Source organism: Tessaracoccus sp. O5.2 (assembly GCF_964266725.1).
Taxonomy (GTDB): Bacteria; Actinomycetota; Actinomycetes; order Propionibacteriales; family Propionibacteriaceae; genus Arachnia; species Arachnia lapidicapta.
Genome location: NZ_CAXWGV010000055.1, coordinates 23,093 through 39,600, shown reverse-complemented (window position 1 = coordinate 39,600; position 16,508 = coordinate 23,093). Strand labels below are relative to the sequence as shown.

Genomic DNA, 16,508 nt, shown 5'->3' with positions numbered 1-16,508 from the left:
GTGGTGCTGCTATTGTGCCCAGCGGCGGCAAAAGCCGGGGCGGACAACGAGGGCGCCGGCCCTGAGGCCGACGCCCTCGCGTCACGGTGTCCCGGTGGACCCGGGTACCGGATCAGCTGCAGCCGCTGGTGGAGCCACAGCCCTCGCAGACATAGCACGAGCCGCTGGGGCGCATCTTCGTGCCGCACGTCATGCACAGCGGGGCGTCGACCTCACGCCCGGTCAACGACTCCATCAGCTCCGCCGTCGTGCGGGCGGTGCCGAACTCGGCCGGGGCCGGGGCGTCGATGAGTGAGGGCTGACGGGCGCCGTCGACCTTGAAGTCGTCTCCGGCGTCGTTGCGCAGGGACACGGCCTCCGGCATCGCGGCCTCGTCTTCCTCCGACAGGTAGGAGCCGGTCTCCACGTACCGGGCGCGCTCCGAGGCGGTGTAGATGCCCAGTTCGGCGCGGTCGTCGAAGCTGAGGTAGTCCAGCGCCAGGCGGCGGAAGATGTAGTCCATGAAGGACTGCGCGATCCGGATGTCCGGGTCGTCGGTCATGCCGGCCGGCTCGAACTTCAGGTTGGTGAACTTCTGGACGAAGCTCTCCAGCGGCACGCCGTACTGCAGGCCGATCGACACCGCGATGGAGAACGCGTCCATGACGCCGGCGAGGGTCGAGCCCTGCTTGCCGAGCTTGAGGAACACCTCACCGATCCGGCCGTCCTCGTAGGCGCTGGAGGTCATGTAGCCCTCGGCGCCGCTGACGGAGAAGCTCGTGGTGCGCGAGGCGCGCGACTTGGGCAGCCGCGCCCGCTTCGGGCGGTACTCGATGCGCACCTCGGGCTCGGCCTTCTTCTCCTCCTTGGTCTCCTTCTTCCCGTCGGAGAGCGGCTGGCCGACCTTGCAGTTGTCGCGGTAGACGGCCAACGCCTTGAGGCCCAGCTTCCAGCCCTGCAGGTAGACGTCCTCGATCTCCTCGACCGTCGCCGTCTCCGGCAGGTTGACGGTCTTGGAGATGGCGCCCGACAGGAACGGCTGCACCGCGGCCATCATCCGGACGTGCCCCATCGGCTTGATGGCGCGTGCGCCCATGGCGGTGTCGAACACCTCGTAGTGCTCCGCGGCGAGGCCGGGAGCCCCGATGACGTGTCCGTTGGCGGAGATGAATTCGACGATGCCGTCGATCTCCTCCGAGTTGTAGCCGAGCCGCTTCAGGGCGCGCGGGATGGTCTGGTTGACGATCTGCATGGAGCCGCCGCCGACGAGCTTCTTGAACTTCACCAGCGAGAAGTCCGGCTCCACGCCGGTGGTGTCGCAGTCCATCATGAAGCCGATGGTGCCGGTGGGCGCCAGGACCGACGCCTGGGCGTTGCGGAAGCCGTTGCGGGCGCCGAGCTGCACCACGTGATCCCATTCGCGGGAGGCCACGGCATGCAACTGCCGGTCGTCGGGCAGCACACGCAGGTCGTCGTTGGCGGCCTGGTGCTTGCGCATGACCCGCTGGTGCGCCTCCGCGTTCTCCGCGTACCCGTTGTAGGTACCGACGATGCCCGCCAGCTCGGCGGAACGACGGTAGGAGGTGCCGGTCATGATGGACGTGATCGCCGCGGCCGTCGACCGGCCGCCGTCGGTGTCGTAGCCCTTGCCCATGGCCATGAGCAGCGCGCCGAGGTTGGCGTAGCCGATGCCCAGCTGGCGGAAGTTGCGCGTGGTCTCGCCAATCGACTCGGTCGGGAAGTCCGCGAAGCAGATCGAGATGTCCATCGCGGTGATGATGAGCTCGACGGCCTTGACGAAGAGCTCGGCGTCGAACGTGCCGTCGGCGCTCAGGAACTTCAGCAGGTTGAGCGAGGCCAGGTTGCACGACGAGTTGTCCAGGCTCATGTACTCCGAGCACGGGTTGGAGGCCGTGATGGGGCCGGTGACCGGGTTGGTGTGCCAGTCGTTGATGGTGTCGTGGTACTGGATGCCGGGATCGGCGCACTCCCAGGCCGCCTGCGCGATCTTGCGGAACAGGCCCTTGGCGTCGACCTCCTCGATCACCCGGCCGTCCATGCGGGCGCGCAGCCCGAACTTGTCGCCCGCCTCCACGGCGTTCATGAACTCGTCGCTGACGCGCACGGAGTTGTTGGCGTTCTGGTACTGGACACTCGTGATGTCCTTGCCGCCGAGGTCCATGTCGAAGCCGGCGTCGCGGAGCGCGCGGATCTTGTCCTCCTCGCGGGCCTTGGTCTCGACGAACTCCTCGATGTCCGGGTGGTCGACGTCCAGCACGACCATCTTCGCCGCGCGACGGGTGGCGCCGCCCGACTTGATGGTGCCGGCGGACGCGTCGGCGCCGCGCATGAACGACACGGGCCCGGAGGCGGTGCCGCCCGAGCTCAGGAGCTCCTTCGACGAGCGGATCCGCGACAGGTTCAGCCCGGCGCCGGAGCCGCCCTTGAAGATGAAGCCCTCCTCCTTGTACCAGTTGAGGATCGAGTCCATCGAGTCGTCGACGCTGAGGATGAAGCACGCGCTGACCTGCTGGGGCGAGGGGGTGCCCACGTTGAACCAGACCGGCGAGTTGAAGGAGAAGTACTGGTTGAGCAGCATCCAGGTGATCTCGTGCTCGAAGATCTCGGCGTCATCCTCCGAGGCGAAGTAGCCGTACTCCTGGCCCGCCTTGCGGTAGGTGCGCACGACACGGTCAATGAGGGTCTTGAGGCTGTCCTCGCGCTGCGCGGTGCCGAGCGCGCCCCGGAAGTACTTCGTGGTGACGATGGTGGAGGCGTTGACGCTCCACGACGACGGGAACTCGACGCCCCGCTGCTCGAAGACGGTCTCGCCCGTCTTCCAGTTGGTCTGGACGACGTCGCGCCGGTCCCACTCCACCTCGTCGTACGGGTGGACGCCGGGCTTGGTGAAGACGCGCTCGATGACGAGGCCCTTCCCCTCGCCCGTGGCCTTGCGGCGGGTGGCGCGTGCAGCTGTCGCGGTCATGATCTTCCCCTCGTTGTTACCTGGATGTGGTGATGAATAGCGAACCGAGCCGTGCGGCTCAGCTGATGAGTGGCTCCTGGGCCGACGCGACCTCGATGGCGGCGACCTCACGTCTGAGTTCCTTCTCCGCCGCGCTGATCTTCAGCGCGTCGATCTCCCGCTGGAAGTCGTCGACGGAGTCGTAGTTCTTGTAGACGCTGGCGAAACGCAGGTAGGCCACCTCGTCGAGCTCCTCGAGCGGACCGAGGATGGCGACCCCGATCTGCTCGGCCGGGATCTCGGCCTGGCCGGAGGACCGCAGCGACTCCTCCACGCGCTGGGCCAGCGCGGCCAGTTGCGCGGCCGTCACCGGCCGGCCCTTGCATGCCTTCGACACGCCCCGGATGACCTTGTCCCGGTTGAACGACTCGACGACGCCCGAGCGCTTCACGACCGTGAGCACGATCTGCTCGACGGTGGTGAACTTCCGCTCGCACACGGGGCACACCCGCCGCCGGCGGATGGCCGAGCCATCCTCGGTGGCCCGCGAATCCGACACCTTGGTGTCGAGATGGCGGCAGAACGGGCAGTGCATGGGCGAGCGGACCTTCCCTGTGTGCGACGGGGGCCCTACCTTGCCACTGTGTGGCCTTAACCACAACTTGTAGGGGAATCCCGCCGCTGGAACTACTAGATATAGGGAAGCCTAGGACGCGGCGCCACCACATACAAGCGCGAAACGCCCACGACTTTCGGCCAGATCGTCGTGGGCGCGGCGTGCTGCAGGGCCGTCAGGGCTGGGACACGTGCGCCCAGGCGGGGTCTCCCGCCACGTAGCCCGTGGGGGCCTCCGCCGACGCCATCTCGGCGAACTGCAGACCCGCCACGGCCATCCCCACCGCCGTGAGAATGCCGACGCCGGCGACCTTGAGCGCCATCCATCCGGACACCGGACGAGTCACGCGACAGGAGGAGGCGGTGCGGACCCGGCCCGGCAGCGCGGGGCGGGCGGCTCGTGCGACGGGGCCACCCAGCTCTGGGCGCGCGGCGGGCGACACGGTGACCAGCCGACGGTGGCCGGCGTCGATCACCTGGTAACGGACTGCGGCGGACGCGGTCATGTCAACCTCCTAGAACGTCTGTTCGATTGAACTGTAGCGAATCCGACGCGTCGATTCAAACACCTGTGCGAACCCGTCCGATCCGATGCCCACGATCGGGCACGGGATGAGTCCACCGGGGACCACTGACATTTTTCGCGCAGGTGCTCGACACGGGGTGTCTTATCGAACACACGTACCGCCACTGGGTAGGCTGGGGTCATGGCTGATGAGACGAAACGTCCCCGTCGCGGGCGCCCCACCAACGCCGCCATCGAGGCTGAGCTCGGATCGATGGCGCCGTTCCCGGACGGGCCGGTCGACGCCCATGGACTGACGCGGCGGCAGATGGCCATCCTGCGTGTCGTCAAGCAGTCGATCGACGAGGTCGGCTATCCGCCCAGCATCCGGGAGGTCGCCACGCGGGCCGGCCTCGCGTCCACGTCGAGCGTGACCTACCAGCTCAAGGTCCTCGAGGAGAAGGGCTTCATCCGCCGGGATCCGAACCGCCCCCGTGCCGTGGTGGTGACGCTGCCGGGCGACGAGGGCATGGACTCGGCGCAGACGTTCGATGCCGCGCCCACCTCCGTCGCGGCCCCGCTCATCGGCCGCATCGCGGCCGGCGGCCCGATCCTGGCTCAGGAACAGGTCGAGGACGTCTTCGCGCTGCCGCGCCAACTGGTCGGCGACGGGCAGGTGTTCCTGCTCGAGGTCCGGGGCGACTCGATGATCGACGCCGCCATCTGCAACGGCGACTGGGTGGTGGTCCGGCAGCAGTCGGACGCACACAACGGTGACATCGTCGCCGCCCTCCTCGACGACGAGGCGACGGTCAAGACCTTCAAGCGGCAGGACGGGAAGGTCTGGCTGATGCCGCACAACCCGGACTACTCCCCCATCGACGGGACGCACGCCACCATCATGGGCAAGGTCGTCGCCGTCCTCCGCAAGCTCTGAGCCGCCGCTGCGCCGCGACAACGCTCCGCGGGGGGGGCGCCGCGCCTGGACCGCGATGTCGCCGTCGGTGGTCATCCAGAAGCCGGGCAGCGAGGACTTGAGGTACTCCCCGTAGCGGGCGGTCACCAGCCGCGGATCCAGCATCGCCACGACCCCGCGGTCCTCGGAGCGCCGGATCAGGCGCCCCGCGCCCTGGGCCAGCAGGAGCGCCGCGTGCGTCGCGGCCACCCGCATGAACCCGTTGCCCCCGGCGTCGTCCACGGCCTTCTTGCGGGCCTGCATGAGCGGGTCGTCCGGGCGCGGGAACGGGATCTTGTCGATGATGACCAGCTGACACGTCTCCCCCGGCACGTCCACGCCCTGCCACAGCGACATGGTGCCGAACAACGACGCCGACGGGTCCGCGATGAAGGTGCGGGTGAGCTCGGACAACTGTGCGTCACCCTGGCAGAGGATCCGCAGGTCGGGCAGCTCGCGGCGGCAGTACTCGGCCGCCTGCTCCGCCGCCCGGCGCGACGCGAACAACCCCAGGGTCCGCCCCTCCGCCGCCCAGATGAGCTGCGCGATCTCCGCGAGCGTCTGCTCGCTCATCCCGTCGCGGCCGGGTGGTGGCAGGCGTCGGGCCACGTAGAGGATGCCCTGCCTCCGGTAGTCGAACGGGGACCCCACGTCGATCCCCCGCCAGGCGAACTGGTCCTGGGGTTCCTGGCCGTCCTCCAGCCGATCCCCGTAGGACAGCCCCACGGCGCTGGCGGCGGCCTCGAACGACCCGCCGAGCTCCAGGGTGGCCGACGTCAGCACCGTCGGGGTCTCGGCGAAGATCTGGTTGCGCAGCAGGCCGGCGACGTTGAGCGGCGCCACGTAGGCCGACCGGCCGAACACCTCCGACTCCGTCACCCACACCACGTCCGCCTCCGAGAGCTTCGCGATCCGCTCCGCGATGTCGAAGACCTCCTTCACGGCCGACGCGGCCTGGGTCCGCTCAGCGTCGTCGGTGGCCTTGCCCAGCGCGCTCACGACCTTGCGCGCGACGTCGCGCAGCTGGGCCGCGGCGTAGACCAGCGGCGCGGACCCGGCGGTGATGCGCGCCAGCTCCGACTCGGCCAGGGCCTGGCGCAACACGTCCGCCTGGTCGAGGAAGTCGACGCCGAGGTCGTCGTCGACCCAGGTCAGGACCCGCCGGGCGGTCCGCTCGACCAGGCCGGGCGTGAGCTCGTCGGTGGCGGCGGTGGTGATCCGGCTGACCAGTTCGTGGGCCTCGTCGATGATCAGCGCCTCGTGCTCGGGCAGCGCCGTGCCGCCGTGCATGGCGTTGATGGCCAGCAGCGCATGGTTGGTCACCACCAGTTGCGCGTTGCGGGCCTCCTCGCGCGACGCCTCGACGAAGCACTCGGCGCCGAAGGGGCAGTTCGCGACGCCCAGGCACTCCCGGGTGGGGATCGACACCTGGGCCCAGGCCCGGGCCGTGTGCGTGGGCGCGTCGTCGCGGTCTGCGAGCCCCTTCCGTTCGGCCTCCTCCTCGACCCACTCACGCAGGGCGAGCACCTCGGCTCCCAGCCGCGACACGTCATCGGCGCTCGGGGACACGGCCTCCGCCAGGGCGGAGCTGCCCACGAGGCTGTCCTGTTCCGCGGGCCCACCGGAGCGAGCACGGTAGAGGCAGGCGTAGTTGGTGCGGCCCTTGAGAATGGCCGCCTTGGGGCGCGTCCCGGTGACCGCCTCGACGGCGTCCAGCGCGGTGGGGATGTCCTTGCTCGCGAGCTGCGCCTGAAGGGCGAGGGTCGCCGTCGCGACGACGATGCGCTCCTCCCGGTCCACGCAGCGGGCCAGCACCGGGGCCAGGTAGCCCAAGGACTTGCCCGTGCCCGTGCCCGCCTGCACGAGTAGGTGCACGCCGTCGTCCAACGCGCGCGCCACGGAGTCCGCCATCACCTGCTGCCCCGGCCTGGCCTGACCGTGGATCTCGCCGACGGCGGCGGCCAGGATGGCGGCGTGGTCAGTCACGGGCGAAGGCCGCCAACTCGTCGGCCAGAGCCGGCATCACGCGGGCGCTCACCAAAGTACCGTCCGCCGTGTGCTCAAGCGAGTCGATCACCGCGGTCTTGTGGATCCGGTCCACGAGGTCCCCGCGCTCGTAGGGGACGAGGGCAGTGATGCGGACCTCCGGCTGCGGGAGGCGCTGTTCGATGATGGCGCGCAGCTCGTCCAGCCCGGCTCCCGTCCGGGCGGAGACCACAACGGCGTCCGGGTGGTTGGCCCGCAGCGCCAGGATGGTGGTCTCGTCGGCCGCGTCGGCCTTGTTGAGCACCAGCAGCTCGGGCACCTGTGCGGCGCCGATCTCGGCGAGCACGGTGCGGACGGCGCCGATCTGTCCCTCCGGGTCCGGGTCCGACGCATCGACCACGTGGACCAGCAGGTCCGCCTGGGACGATTCCTCCAGCGTGGACCGGAACGCCTCCACGAGGTCGTGCGGCAGGTGCCGGACGAAGCCGACGGTGTCGGTGAGGGTGTAGACGCGGCCGTCGGCGGTCTCGCTGCGACGGGTGGTGGGATCGAGAGTCGCGAACAGCGCGTCCTCCACGAGCACCCCCGCCCCGGTCAGCCGGTTCAGCAGCGACGACTTGCCCGCGTTGGTGTAGCCGACGATCGCGACCGACGGCACCTGGTTGCGGCGCCGCTCGGCTCGTTTGCCCTCGCGGGTGGCGTCCATCTCGCGGAGCTTGCGGCGCAGCTGCGCGATCCGGGTGTGGATGCGCCGGCGGTCCGTCTCGATCTTCGTCTCGCCAGGGCCGCGGCCGCCGATGCCGGCGCCGCCCGCCGCGCGGCCACCCGCCTGGCGCGACAGGTTGCCACCCCAGCCGCGGAGCCGCTGCTTGAGGTACTGCAGCTGCGCCAGCTCGACCTGGGCCTTGCCCTCGGCGCTCTTGGCGTGCTGCGCGAAGATGTCGAGGATCAGCGCGGTGCGGTCCACCACCTTGACCTTGACGCGGTCCTCCAGGTTGCGCAGCTGCGCGGGCTCGAGTTCGCCGTCGCAGATGACGGTGTCGGCGCCGGTGGCGCGGACCATCTCCGCGACCTCCTCGACCTTGCCGCGGCCGATGTAGGTGGCCGGGTCCACGTGGCTGCGCCGCTGGACCAGGCCCGCGAGCACCTCGGAACCGGCCGTCTCGGCCAGCAGCTTCAGCTCGGCCATGGCGTTGTCCGCGTCCTCCTGCGTGCCGCTGGTCCACACGCTGACCAGCACGACCCGCTCGAGGCGCAGCTGGCGGTACTCGACCTCGGTGACGTCTTCGAGCTCGGTGCGCATGCCCGCGACGCGTCGCAGTGAGCGGCGGGCCGCCAGGTCCTCCTGGCCGCCGTCGTAGTCGGGTTCGTCGTAGTCGTCCTGGGGGTAGTCACCGGCGTCGCCGTCGAGGTCCGGCATGAGGTCGTCGACGTTCTCGTCGAGGGAATGATCTGTCATCGTGCCGCCCATTGTCCCAGCCCGCGGCCGGTTACCCAAGCGCGGAGTCGCGCCTGTGGATAACGCTAGATCCAGAACTCGCCCCGGCCGATGACGACGGCGGGTCCGGTCAGCCGCGCCTCGTCGCCGGTGAACTGGACCGACAGCTCTCCCCCCGGGACGCGCACCGTCACGGGCCCCTCGTGCCCGCCGCGCGCCCGGTGGGCAGCGGCGACCGCCACGACCCCGGTGCCGCAGCTCATGGTCTCCCCCACTCCCCGCTCGTGCACGCGCATGGTCAGCGCGTCGGGGGCGTCGACCCGCACGAACTCGACGTTGACGCCCTGCGGATACGCCTCAGCCGGGGACCAGCGGGGCGCGCGGTGCAGGTCAAGATCCTCCAGGACGTCGGAGTCGGTCAGGAACACGACGGCGTGGGGGTTGCCGACGTCGACCTTCACCACGGGCCAAGACCGGTCCTCCAGGGTCACGGTGACGTCGTCGGGCAGCACCAGGGCGCGGCCGATGTCGGTACTGATGAGGCCGTGGCGGGCGACCTCCACGTGCTTGACGCCCGCGCGGGTGGCGACGTCGAACGCGCCCGCGTCGACCAGCTGCTCGTTGATGAGGTGGCGTGCGAACACCCTCAGGCCGTTGCCGCACATCTCCGCGACGGAGCCGTCGGCGTTGTAGTAGTCCATGAACCACAGGTGCGGGTCGCCCGTCCAGTCGCGGATGCTGCCCGCGCGCACCACGCGGATGACGCCGTCGGCGCCGATCCCGGCGTGCCGGTCACACACCGCCCGGATGAACTCAGGATGCATGTCGTGCATGCCGTAGGAGTCGTCCAGGATGATGAAGTCATTCCGGGTCCCGTGGCCCTTGTGGAAGCTGAAACGCCGCATGCCGACCTCCTTGCGCCTGGTCGTCCGATCGTAGCGCGGCGACGATGCGGCCCACGTTCATCGGGTCACCTGCGGGGAGCCACGTGATGCGGGGGTCGCGCCGGTACCAGCCGAGCTGTTTGCGGAAGAACTGGCGCGTGGCCCGCTTGACGGCCTCCCGTGCCTCGTCCTCGCTGCAGGCGCCGTCGAGGAAGTCGACGACCTGACGGTAGCCGATGGCGCGCACGGCCGTCTGACCGTCGCGGAGTCCGGCGCTCACCAGGCCGCGCACCTCATCGACCAGCCCCGCGCGCCACATGGCGTTGACGCGCTCCTCGATACGGCGGTCCAGGTCCGCCCGGTCCATGGTGAGCCCGAACTGGTGCACCCCCGGCAGCTCGTAGGTCCACTGGGGCAGCTCCGCGCGATGACCGCCGGTGAGCTCGGCAATCTCCAGGGCCCGCACGATCCGCCGGCCGTTGCCGGGTTCGATCTGGGCCGCGGACTCCGGGCTCAGCTGAGCGAGCCGCGCATGCAGCGCGTGCGGACCGACCGCCGCGAGCTCGGCCTCCCAGTGGGCCCGCACCTCCGGGTCCGAGCCGGGGAAGTCGAACCGGTCGACGATGGCCCGGGTGTACAGCGCCGATCCGCCGACCATGACCGGAATGACGCCGGCCCCGCGCAGCCGCGCGATCGTCTCCCGCGCCAGCAGCTGGAACTCGGCCACGGAGGCGCGCACCGTGACGTCCCAGATGTCGATGAGGTGATGCGGCACCCCGCGCCGTTCGGCCCTGGTCGGCTTGGCCGTGCCGATGTCCATGCCGCGGTAGACGAGCATGGAGTCCGCGTTGACGATCTCGGCGGGCCGGCCGGCCGCGGCCAGCTCGAGTGCCAGGTCGACGGCGAGGCCCGACTTGCCGGTGGCGGTGGGGCCCACGAGGACGACGAGGGGGACGTTCACGCCTGCCAGTGTGCCATCGCCCGCCCCGGACCCTTGGCCGCGACCTCCGACCGGGGCATCATGGGGCCATCCGCTACGAGAGAGGAACCGTCATGGGACTGTTCGACAACCTGGGTGACCTGGCCAAGCAGCACGAGGAGCAGGTCGAGGGCGGCATCGAGAAGGCCGGCGATGTCCTCGACGCACGCACCGGCGGCCGGTACGCCGAGCACGTGGACCAGGCGCAGGACCTGGCCAACGAGCACCTGGACCGCATGAACGACGACGCGGACCAGGATCCGACGCGGCGCTGACTCAGCCGCAGCCGGTGGCGGCGGGTAGCGGGTCGGGCCGACCCACTGTCGGCAGTCCCAGCCCGACGCCCACCGGGCGGGGGGCCTGCGTCGCGGCCTCCCACGCGTCCCCGCCCCGCGTGCGGCGCAGGTCGCGGGGCAGCTCATCCGAATTGAGGTGGTGCGGCGCGGCGTGGGTGACCCGCACGGTGGCGATGTCGCCCGGCCGGGGGCGAAGCGCCGGATCCTCCGGCACCGCGACGTGCACCAGGCGGTTGTCCCTGGCCCTGCCGCTCATCCGATGGGTCTCGGCGTCCTTGCGCCCCTCGCCCGTGGCGAACATCACCTCGACGTCCTGTCCGGCGAAGCGCCGGTTCTCTTCCCAGGCCACCTCGTTGACCAGGTCCACCAGCCGCTCATAGCGCTCCTGCGTGACCGCCTTGGGCACCTGATCGGGCATCGTCGCCGCCGGGGTGCCGGGCCGGATCGAGTACTGGAACGTGAACGCCGCCGAGAAGCGCGCGCGGCGGACGACGTCCATGGTGGCCAGGAAGTCCTCCTCCGTCTCGCCGGGGAAGCCGACGATGATGTCGGTGGTGATGGCCGCCTCGGGCATGGCGAGGCGCACCCGGTCGAGGATGCCGAGGAACCGCTCGGAGCGATAGGACCGCCGCATCGCCTTGAGGATGCGGTCCGACCCCGACTGCAGCGGCATGTGCAGCTGCGGCATGACGTTGGGGGTGTCGGCCATGGCGTCGATGACGTCGTCGGTGAAGTCCTTGGGATGCGGCGAGGTGAACCGGACGCGCTCCAGCCCGTCGATCGTGCCGCAGGCGCGCAACAGCTTTGCGAACGCCTGCCGGTCCCCGAACTCGACCCCGTACGCGTTGACGTTCTGGCCCAGCAGCGTGATCTCCTGCACGCCCTGGTCCACCAGCATCTCGATCTCGGCGAGGATGTCGCCGGGCCGACGGTCTGCCTCGCGGCCACGCAGCGCCGGGACGATGCAGAACGTGCAGGTGTTGTTGCAGCCCACCGAGATCGACACCCACGCCGAGTACGGCGACTCGCGACGGCTGGGCAGGTTGCTCGGGAACGTCTCGAGCGCCTCCTTGATCTCGATCTGCGCCTCGCGCTCGACCCGCGCCCGTTCCAGGAGGGTCGGCAGCGACCCGACGTTGTGGGTGCCGAACACCACGTCGACCCACGGCGCCTTGCGCAGGATCACGTCGCGGTCCTTCTGCGCCATGCAGCCGCCGACGGCGATCTGCAGGCCGGGATGCTCGGCCTTGATCCGGGCCATGTGGCCGAGGTTGCCGTAGAGCCGGTTGTCCGCGTTCTCGCGCACCGCACACGTGTTGAACACGACGACGTCCGCGCCGGCGCCCAGCGCCTCGGAGCGTCCCTCGGCCCGCGCGAGGCCGGCCTCCTCCAGGAGGCCGCTGATGCGCTCGGAGTCGTGGACGTTCATCTGACACCCGTAGGTGATGACGTGGTACGTGCGTGGGTCTGCCATGGTCCCACCATGCTAAACGCGGTGGTGGGGGGCGGCCGAATCACGGCTGTCGTAGGCTCTGGCCATGACGTTGAACCCCACCGGCACGCAGTACTCCATCAGCCACGGCCGCTACGGCGCCGTCGTCACCGAGGTCGGCGCCACGCTGCGCTCCCTGACGCTCGACGGCGAGGAGGTGCTGTGGACGTTCGCGGCCGACGAGGCCCCCTCGGGTTCGATGGGTCGCCAGCTGCTCCCGTGGCCCAACCGCATCCGCGACGGCCGCTATACCTTCGACGGCACGCAGTACCAGCTGCCGATCACCGAGGTTCCCCGCACGACGGCGCTGCACGGTCTCAACGAGGGCGTCGCGTGGCAGCTCGTCTCCCACACCGACGACGAGGTGGTCCTCACGTCGCGCTACTACCCGCAGCGCGGCTGGAACGCAGTCCTGGAGGCGACGATCGGGCACCGCGTGGGCGAGGACGGGCTGACGGTCACGGTTGAGGTCACCAATGTCGGCGCCACCCGCGCCCCGTACGGCTACGGCGCGCATCCGTACCTGAAGGCGGACGTCGCGACCGCCGAACTCAGTCTCCCGTTCGCCAAGGAACTGCTCGTCGACCCCGAGCGCCTGCTGCCGATCGAGGTCGCGGACGTGACCCCGGAGCACGACTTCCGCAGCGCGCGCCCCGTCGGCGACACCGAGTTCGACACCGCGCTCACCGGCGCCGACGGCGCCTGGGAGCTCTCGGTGACCACCGGCGGCAGGACCGTGACGCTGTGGGCGGACGAGTCGCTGCCGTGGGGCCAGGTGTTCACGCACCCGGACCGCGTGGCACTCGCGGTGGAGCCGATGACCTGCGGTCCGGACGCCTTCAACGAGGGCCCCACGCACGACGGTCTCATCGTGCTGGAGCCGGGCGAGGGCTCGCGTTCGGTGTGGGGCTTCCGGGTCTCCTGACCCGTCAGTGGGCGGTCTCCGTGGCGCGCGACTCGCGCACCACGGTGATCCGGATCTGCCCGGGGTAGCTGAGGTTGCGCTCGACCTCCGCGGCGATGTCGCGGGCCAACGCGTGCGCGCCGGCGTCGTCGACCTGGTCGGGCGCCACCATGATCCGCACCTCGCGGCCGGCCTGCATGGCGTAGGCCCGCAGCACTCCCTCGTGGGCCAGGGCGATGCCCTCCAGGTTCTCCATGCGCTCGACGTACGCCTCGAGCGACTCCCGACGGGCTCCCGGCCGTGACCCGGAGATGGCGTCGGCCGCCTGGGTGAGGACCGCCTCGACAGTGCGGGGCTCGACCTCGTTGTGGTGGGCCTCGACGGCGTGGACGATGTCTTCATGCTCGCCGTGCTTGCGCAGCAGTTCGGCGCCGATGAGCGCGTGCGGCCCCTCGACCTCGTGGGTGAGCGCCTTGCCGATGTCGTGCAGGAAGGCGGCCCGCTTGCACGTGGCGACGTCGAGGCCGAGTTCGGCGGCCATGACCCCGGCCAGGTGCGCGCACTCGACCAGGTGCCGCAGCACGTTCTGGCCGTAGGACGTCCGGTAGGCCAGCGACCCCAGGATGGGCACGAGGTCGGGATGGAGGTCGACGATGCCCACCTCGGTGAGCGCGTCCTCGGCCTCGCGTTCGATCCGCTCGTGGATGCGCCGCTCGGCCCGCTCGTAGACCTCCTCGATGCGGGCGGGGTGGATGCGCCCGTCGGCGACGAGGTCGGTGAGCGTGAGGCGGGCGATCTCGCGGCGGACCGGGTCGAAGCTGCTGAGCAGCACCGACTCGGGGGTGTCGTCGATGAGCACGTTGACGCCGGTGATCTGCTCGAAGGCGCGGATGTTGCGGCCCTCGCGGCCGATGATGCGGCCCTTCATGTCGTCGCTGGGGAGATCGACGGTGGAGACGACGGACTCGCTGGTCTGTTCGGAGGCGACGCGCTGGATGGCGGTGACGATGATGGAGCGGGCCAGCTTGTCGGCCTCCCGCTTGGCCGCGCCCTCGATGTCGCGGGCCAGGGCGGTGGCCGTGAGCTTGGCCTGCCGCTCCGCCTCGGCGAGCACCTCGGCCTTCGCCTCGGCGACGGTGAGCCCGGCCACGCGCTCGAGTTCCGCGTGCACCTGGTCGCGCTCGAGGCGCAGGGCCTCGCGCTGCTCCTTCAACTGCGTGCGCTGGGCCTCGAGCCGCTGCGCCCTGGACTCCAGGCCCTCGGCCTCAGCCGATACCCGGTCCTCGCGCTCATGCAGACGCGACTCCCGCCGCTCCTGCGTGGCCCGGACCTCGCGCAACTCGGCGCGCTGGGCGGTGAGGGAGGCCTCCATCTCGCCGCGCCGCCGCTCCACGTCGTCGAGGGCCTCGCGGGCCCGCTCCTGCGCCTGGGCGAGCAGCCGCTCGGCGTCGGCGCGGATGGTCTCCGCGGCCGCCTGGGCCGACTCGCGGATCGAGGCCATGTCCGCGCGGGACCGGCGTTCCCACGAGTCCCGCTCGAGCCGGTTGCGGACGGTGGCCCGCCACAGCAGCCACGCCAGAACGGCGGCGGCGACCACGACCACGCCTGCGACGATCCATCCGAGCTCGGGCACGGCGCCTCCTGTTGTCTGCGAACCTCCCGGTCCCGCGCACGCCGCACACACCGGTCAGCAGACGACCGACCTTCGGGGTCGGCGAGACGCGGCGGCAGCGCCGCCACGGACGGAGTCAGACAGCGGCCGAGGCCGCTGGTGAGTGTCGTTTCACTGTGCCCGGCGAGCCGGGCGGGTTTATGCGGGGTCCGTGGACCTTGGCGTCGAGCCTATTCCTGACCTGTGGAAAACTCAACAGCCCTGGTCGGGGTCGGTCCACCGCCCGAGGACCTCGTCGGTCACCGAGGAGACGATGTTGCCGGGGAATCCGCGGCGCGCCAGCACCCCCATCAACCGCCGGCGGGCCACGTGCGGCTCCAGGCCGGACAGCGACCGGGCGCGACGTTCAGCGAGCGCGAGCGCCGCGGCCCGCTCGTCCTCGGGGGGCAGCGACGCCAGGGCCTCGTCCGCCAGCTCGCGGCTGACGCCCTTGGCCTGGAGCTCCTGCCGGATGCGACGGCGCCCGCGGAGGGAAAACTCGGACCGGGAGGCCGTCAAGGCCGCCGCAAACGCGGCGTCGTTGATGAGGCCGACGTCCTGGAACCGCTCGAGGATCTCCTCGGCGACGTCCTCGGGGACGTTGCGCTTCGCCATGGCCCGCCGCAGCTCCTCGGCGGAGCGTTGCCGGACGGACAAGAGATCAAGCGCGATCTTGCGGGCCACCTCGACCTGGGTGGCCCGCTCGGACTCAGAAGTCAACTTCCCCGGTGGCCGGATCCACGCCCTCCGGGACCGCTTCCTTGTCCACGCCCAGGTGGAGCCGGATGCGGCGCTCGATCTCCGCCGCCACGTCCGGGTTGTTCTTGAGGAACGTGCGGGCGTTCTCCTTGCCCTGACCCAGCTGATCGGACTCGTAGGTGAACCAGGCGCCCGCCTTGCGGATGATGCCGGCGTCCACGCCCATGTCGATGAGGCTGCCCTCGCGGGAGATGCCCTCGCCGTAGATGATGTCGAACTCGGCCTGCTTGAACGGCGGGGCCACCTTGTTCTTGACCACCTTCACGCGGGTGCGGTTGCCCACCATCTCCGTGCCGTCCTTGAGCGTCTCGATGCGACGCACGTCCATGCGGACCGACGAATAGAACTTCAGCGCCCGGCCACCGGTGGTGGTCTCGGGGCTGCCGAACATGACGCCGATCTTCTCGCGGAGCTGGTTGATGAAGATGGCGGTCGTGTTGGTGGACTTCAGGGCTCCGGTCATCTTGCGCAGCGCCTGCGACATAAGCCGCGCCTGCAGGCCCACGTGCGAGTCCCCCATCTCCCCCTCGATCTCGGCGCGCGGCGTCAGCGCCGCCACGGAGTCGATGACGATGAGCGACAGGGCGCCCGAGCGCACCAGCGTGTCGGCGATCTCGAGCGCCTGCTCGCCGTTGTCCGGCTGGGACACGAGCAGTTCGTCGGTGTTGACGCCAAGCTTCTGGGCGTAGTCCGGGTCCAGCGCGTGCTCCGCGTCGATGAACGCGCAGATGCCGCCGCCGCGCTGCGCATTGGCGATGGCATGCAGGGCCACCGTCGTCTTACCGCTCGACTCCGGGCCGTAGATCTCCACGATGCGGCCACGCGGCAGCCCGCCGATGCCGAGCGCGACGTCCAGCGCCACGGACCCGGTGGGGATGATGTCAATCGGCTGGCGCGTGTCCTCGCCGAGGCGCATGACGGAGCCCTTGCCGTGGGCCTTCTCGATCTGGGCCAGGGCTGCCTCGAGCGCCTTGGTACGGTCCGCAACGGCCATGGGGTGTCCTCTCTGACTGGACCGGGGTGTTCGGCCAGGTGTAACGATGTCGACCCTCACACTAGGAAGGGCCACCGACAATTTTCCGTCCGCGCCGTCTCCTGTG

13 protein-coding genes and 1 pseudogene are annotated in these 16,508 nt (G+C 70.4%); 3 read left to right on the top strand and 11 right to left on the bottom strand.

The features are described from left to right. Window positions 1-112: 112 nt before the first annotated feature. The 3 genes from ACFQPD_RS14055 to ACFQPD_RS14045 all read right to left on the bottom strand — a co-directional run bounded on the left by ACFQPD_RS14055 (window position 113) and on the right by ACFQPD_RS14045 (window position 4,065). Complete coding sequence (locus ACFQPD_RS14055) at window positions 113-2,965, bottom strand: vitamin B12-dependent ribonucleotide reductase (protein ID WP_385901400.1); 2,853 nt, start codon at window positions 2,963-2,965, stop codon at window positions 113-115. Between the two features lie 58 nt (window positions 2,966-3,023). Continuing rightward, window positions 3,024-3,539 (bottom strand): transcriptional regulator NrdR, encoded by a 516-nt coding sequence (gene nrdR, locus ACFQPD_RS14050; protein ID WP_353081870.1) that lies wholly within the window; start codon window positions 3,537-3,539, stop codon window positions 3,024-3,026. A gap of 196 nt (window positions 3,540-3,735) precedes the next feature. Next, window positions 3,736-4,065 (bottom strand): hypothetical protein, encoded by a 330-nt coding sequence (locus ACFQPD_RS14045; protein WP_385901399.1) that lies wholly within the window; start codon window positions 4,063-4,065, stop codon window positions 3,736-3,738. Window positions 4,066-4,266: 201 nt separating this feature from the next. Here ACFQPD_RS14045 and lexA point away from each other — a divergent pair, with 201 nt between their 5' ends. Further along, the gene (lexA, locus tag ACFQPD_RS14040; protein ID WP_385901506.1) at window positions 4,267-5,001 is read left to right on the top strand and encodes a transcriptional repressor LexA; all 735 of its coding nucleotides are present in this window, start codon (window positions 4,267-4,269) and stop codon (window positions 4,999-5,001) included. Window positions 5,002-5,037: 36 nt separating this feature from the next. Here the strand turns inward: lexA and ACFQPD_RS14035 are convergent. The 4 genes and pseudogenes from ACFQPD_RS14035 to miaA form a co-directional block, all read right to left on the bottom strand. Then, window positions 5,038-6,930 (bottom strand): annotated as a pseudogene (locus ACFQPD_RS14035) (ATP-dependent DNA helicase); the annotation flags it as partial. Window positions 6,931-6,997: 67 nt separating this feature from the next. Continuing rightward, window positions 6,998-8,425 carry a GTPase HflX gene (gene hflX, locus ACFQPD_RS14030; protein ID WP_385901504.1) on the bottom strand — a complete coding sequence of 476 codons (1,428 nt, stop codon included), beginning with the start codon at window positions 8,423-8,425 and terminating at the stop codon, window positions 6,998-7,000. Between the two features lie 104 nt (window positions 8,426-8,529). Next, a complete protein-coding gene (gene dapF, locus ACFQPD_RS14025; RefSeq protein WP_385901398.1) occupies window positions 8,530-9,348 on the bottom strand; it encodes a diaminopimelate epimerase in 819 nt (272 codons plus the stop codon). Next, window positions 9,305-10,288 (bottom strand): tRNA (adenosine(37)-N6)-dimethylallyltransferase MiaA, encoded by a 984-nt coding sequence (gene miaA / locus ACFQPD_RS14020; RefSeq protein ID WP_385901397.1) that lies wholly within the window; start codon window positions 10,286-10,288, stop codon window positions 9,305-9,307. Before miaA ends, dapF begins: the two co-directional genes overlap by 44 nt. Before the next feature lie 92 nt (window positions 10,289-10,380). Between miaA and ACFQPD_RS14015 the strand changes: the two genes are divergently transcribed. Next, window positions 10,381-10,581 (top strand): antitoxin, encoded by a 201-nt coding sequence (locus tag ACFQPD_RS14015; RefSeq protein WP_353081867.1) that lies wholly within the window; start codon window positions 10,381-10,383, stop codon window positions 10,579-10,581. A gap of 1 nt (window position 10,582) precedes the next feature. On the opposite strand, the gene miaB is transcribed toward ACFQPD_RS14015, so the two are convergent. Further along, the gene (gene miaB / locus ACFQPD_RS14010; RefSeq protein ID WP_385901395.1) at window positions 10,583-12,076 is read right to left on the bottom strand and encodes a tRNA (N6-isopentenyl adenosine(37)-C2)-methylthiotransferase MiaB; all 1,494 of its coding nucleotides are present in this window, start codon (window positions 12,074-12,076) and stop codon (window positions 10,583-10,585) included. Window positions 12,077-12,140: 64 nt separating this feature from the next. Between miaB and ACFQPD_RS14005 the strand changes: the two genes are divergently transcribed. Further along, window positions 12,141-13,019 carry an aldose 1-epimerase family protein gene (locus ACFQPD_RS14005; protein WP_385901394.1) on the top strand — a complete coding sequence of 293 codons (879 nt, stop codon included), beginning with the start codon at window positions 12,141-12,143 and terminating at the stop codon, window positions 13,017-13,019. Window positions 13,020-13,023: 4 nt separating this feature from the next. On the opposite strand, the gene rny is transcribed toward ACFQPD_RS14005, so the two are convergent. The 3 genes from rny to recA form a co-directional block, all read right to left on the bottom strand. Further along, a complete protein-coding gene (gene rny / locus ACFQPD_RS14000; RefSeq protein ID WP_068751200.1) occupies window positions 13,024-14,631 on the bottom strand; it encodes a ribonuclease Y in 1,608 nt (535 codons plus the stop codon). A gap of 231 nt (window positions 14,632-14,862) precedes the next feature. Continuing rightward, window positions 14,863-15,369 carry a regulatory protein RecX gene (locus ACFQPD_RS13995; protein WP_385901392.1) on the bottom strand — a complete coding sequence of 169 codons (507 nt, stop codon included), beginning with the start codon at window positions 15,367-15,369 and terminating at the stop codon, window positions 14,863-14,865. Beyond that, window positions 15,359-16,402 carry a recombinase RecA gene (gene recA / locus ACFQPD_RS13990; protein WP_353081862.1) on the bottom strand — a complete coding sequence of 348 codons (1,044 nt, stop codon included), beginning with the start codon at window positions 16,400-16,402 and terminating at the stop codon, window positions 15,359-15,361. The genes ACFQPD_RS13995 and recA overlap by 11 nt, the downstream gene beginning before the upstream one ends. Window positions 16,403-16,508: the final 106 nt, after the last annotated feature.

Bases quoted from the DNA above. Each gene is read 5' to 3' on its own strand.
- ACFQPD_RS14055 (WP_385901400.1), bottom strand. From the start codon at position 2,965: ATGACCGCGACAGCTGCACGCGCCACCCGCCGCAAGGCCACGGGCGAG.
- dapF (WP_385901398.1), bottom strand. From the start codon at position 9,348: ATGCGGCGTTTCAGCTTCCACAAGGGCCACGGGACCCGGAATGACTTC.
- ACFQPD_RS14005 (WP_385901394.1), top strand. From the start codon at position 12,141: ATGACGTTGAACCCCACCGGCACGCAGTACTCCATCAGCCACGGCCGC.
- lexA (WP_385901506.1), top strand. From the start codon at position 4,267: ATGGCTGATGAGACGAAACGTCCCCGTCGCGGGCGCCCCACCAACGCC.
- ACFQPD_RS14045 (WP_385901399.1), bottom strand. From the start codon at position 4,065: ATGACCGCGTCCGCCGCAGTCCGTTACCAGGTGATCGACGCCGGCCAC.
- ACFQPD_RS14015 (WP_353081867.1), top strand. From the start codon at position 10,381: ATGGGACTGTTCGACAACCTGGGTGACCTGGCCAAGCAGCACGAGGAG.
- miaB (WP_385901395.1), bottom strand. From the start codon at position 12,076: ATGGCAGACCCACGCACGTACCACGTCATCACCTACGGGTGTCAGATG.
- nrdR (WP_353081870.1), bottom strand. From the start codon at position 3,539: ATGCACTGCCCGTTCTGCCGCCATCTCGACACCAAGGTGTCGGATTCG.
- hflX (WP_385901504.1), bottom strand. From the start codon at position 8,425: ATGCCGGACCTCGACGGCGACGCCGGTGACTACCCCCAGGACGACTAC.
- recA (WP_353081862.1), bottom strand. From the start codon at position 16,402: ATGGCCGTTGCGGACCGTACCAAGGCGCTCGAGGCAGCCCTGGCCCAG.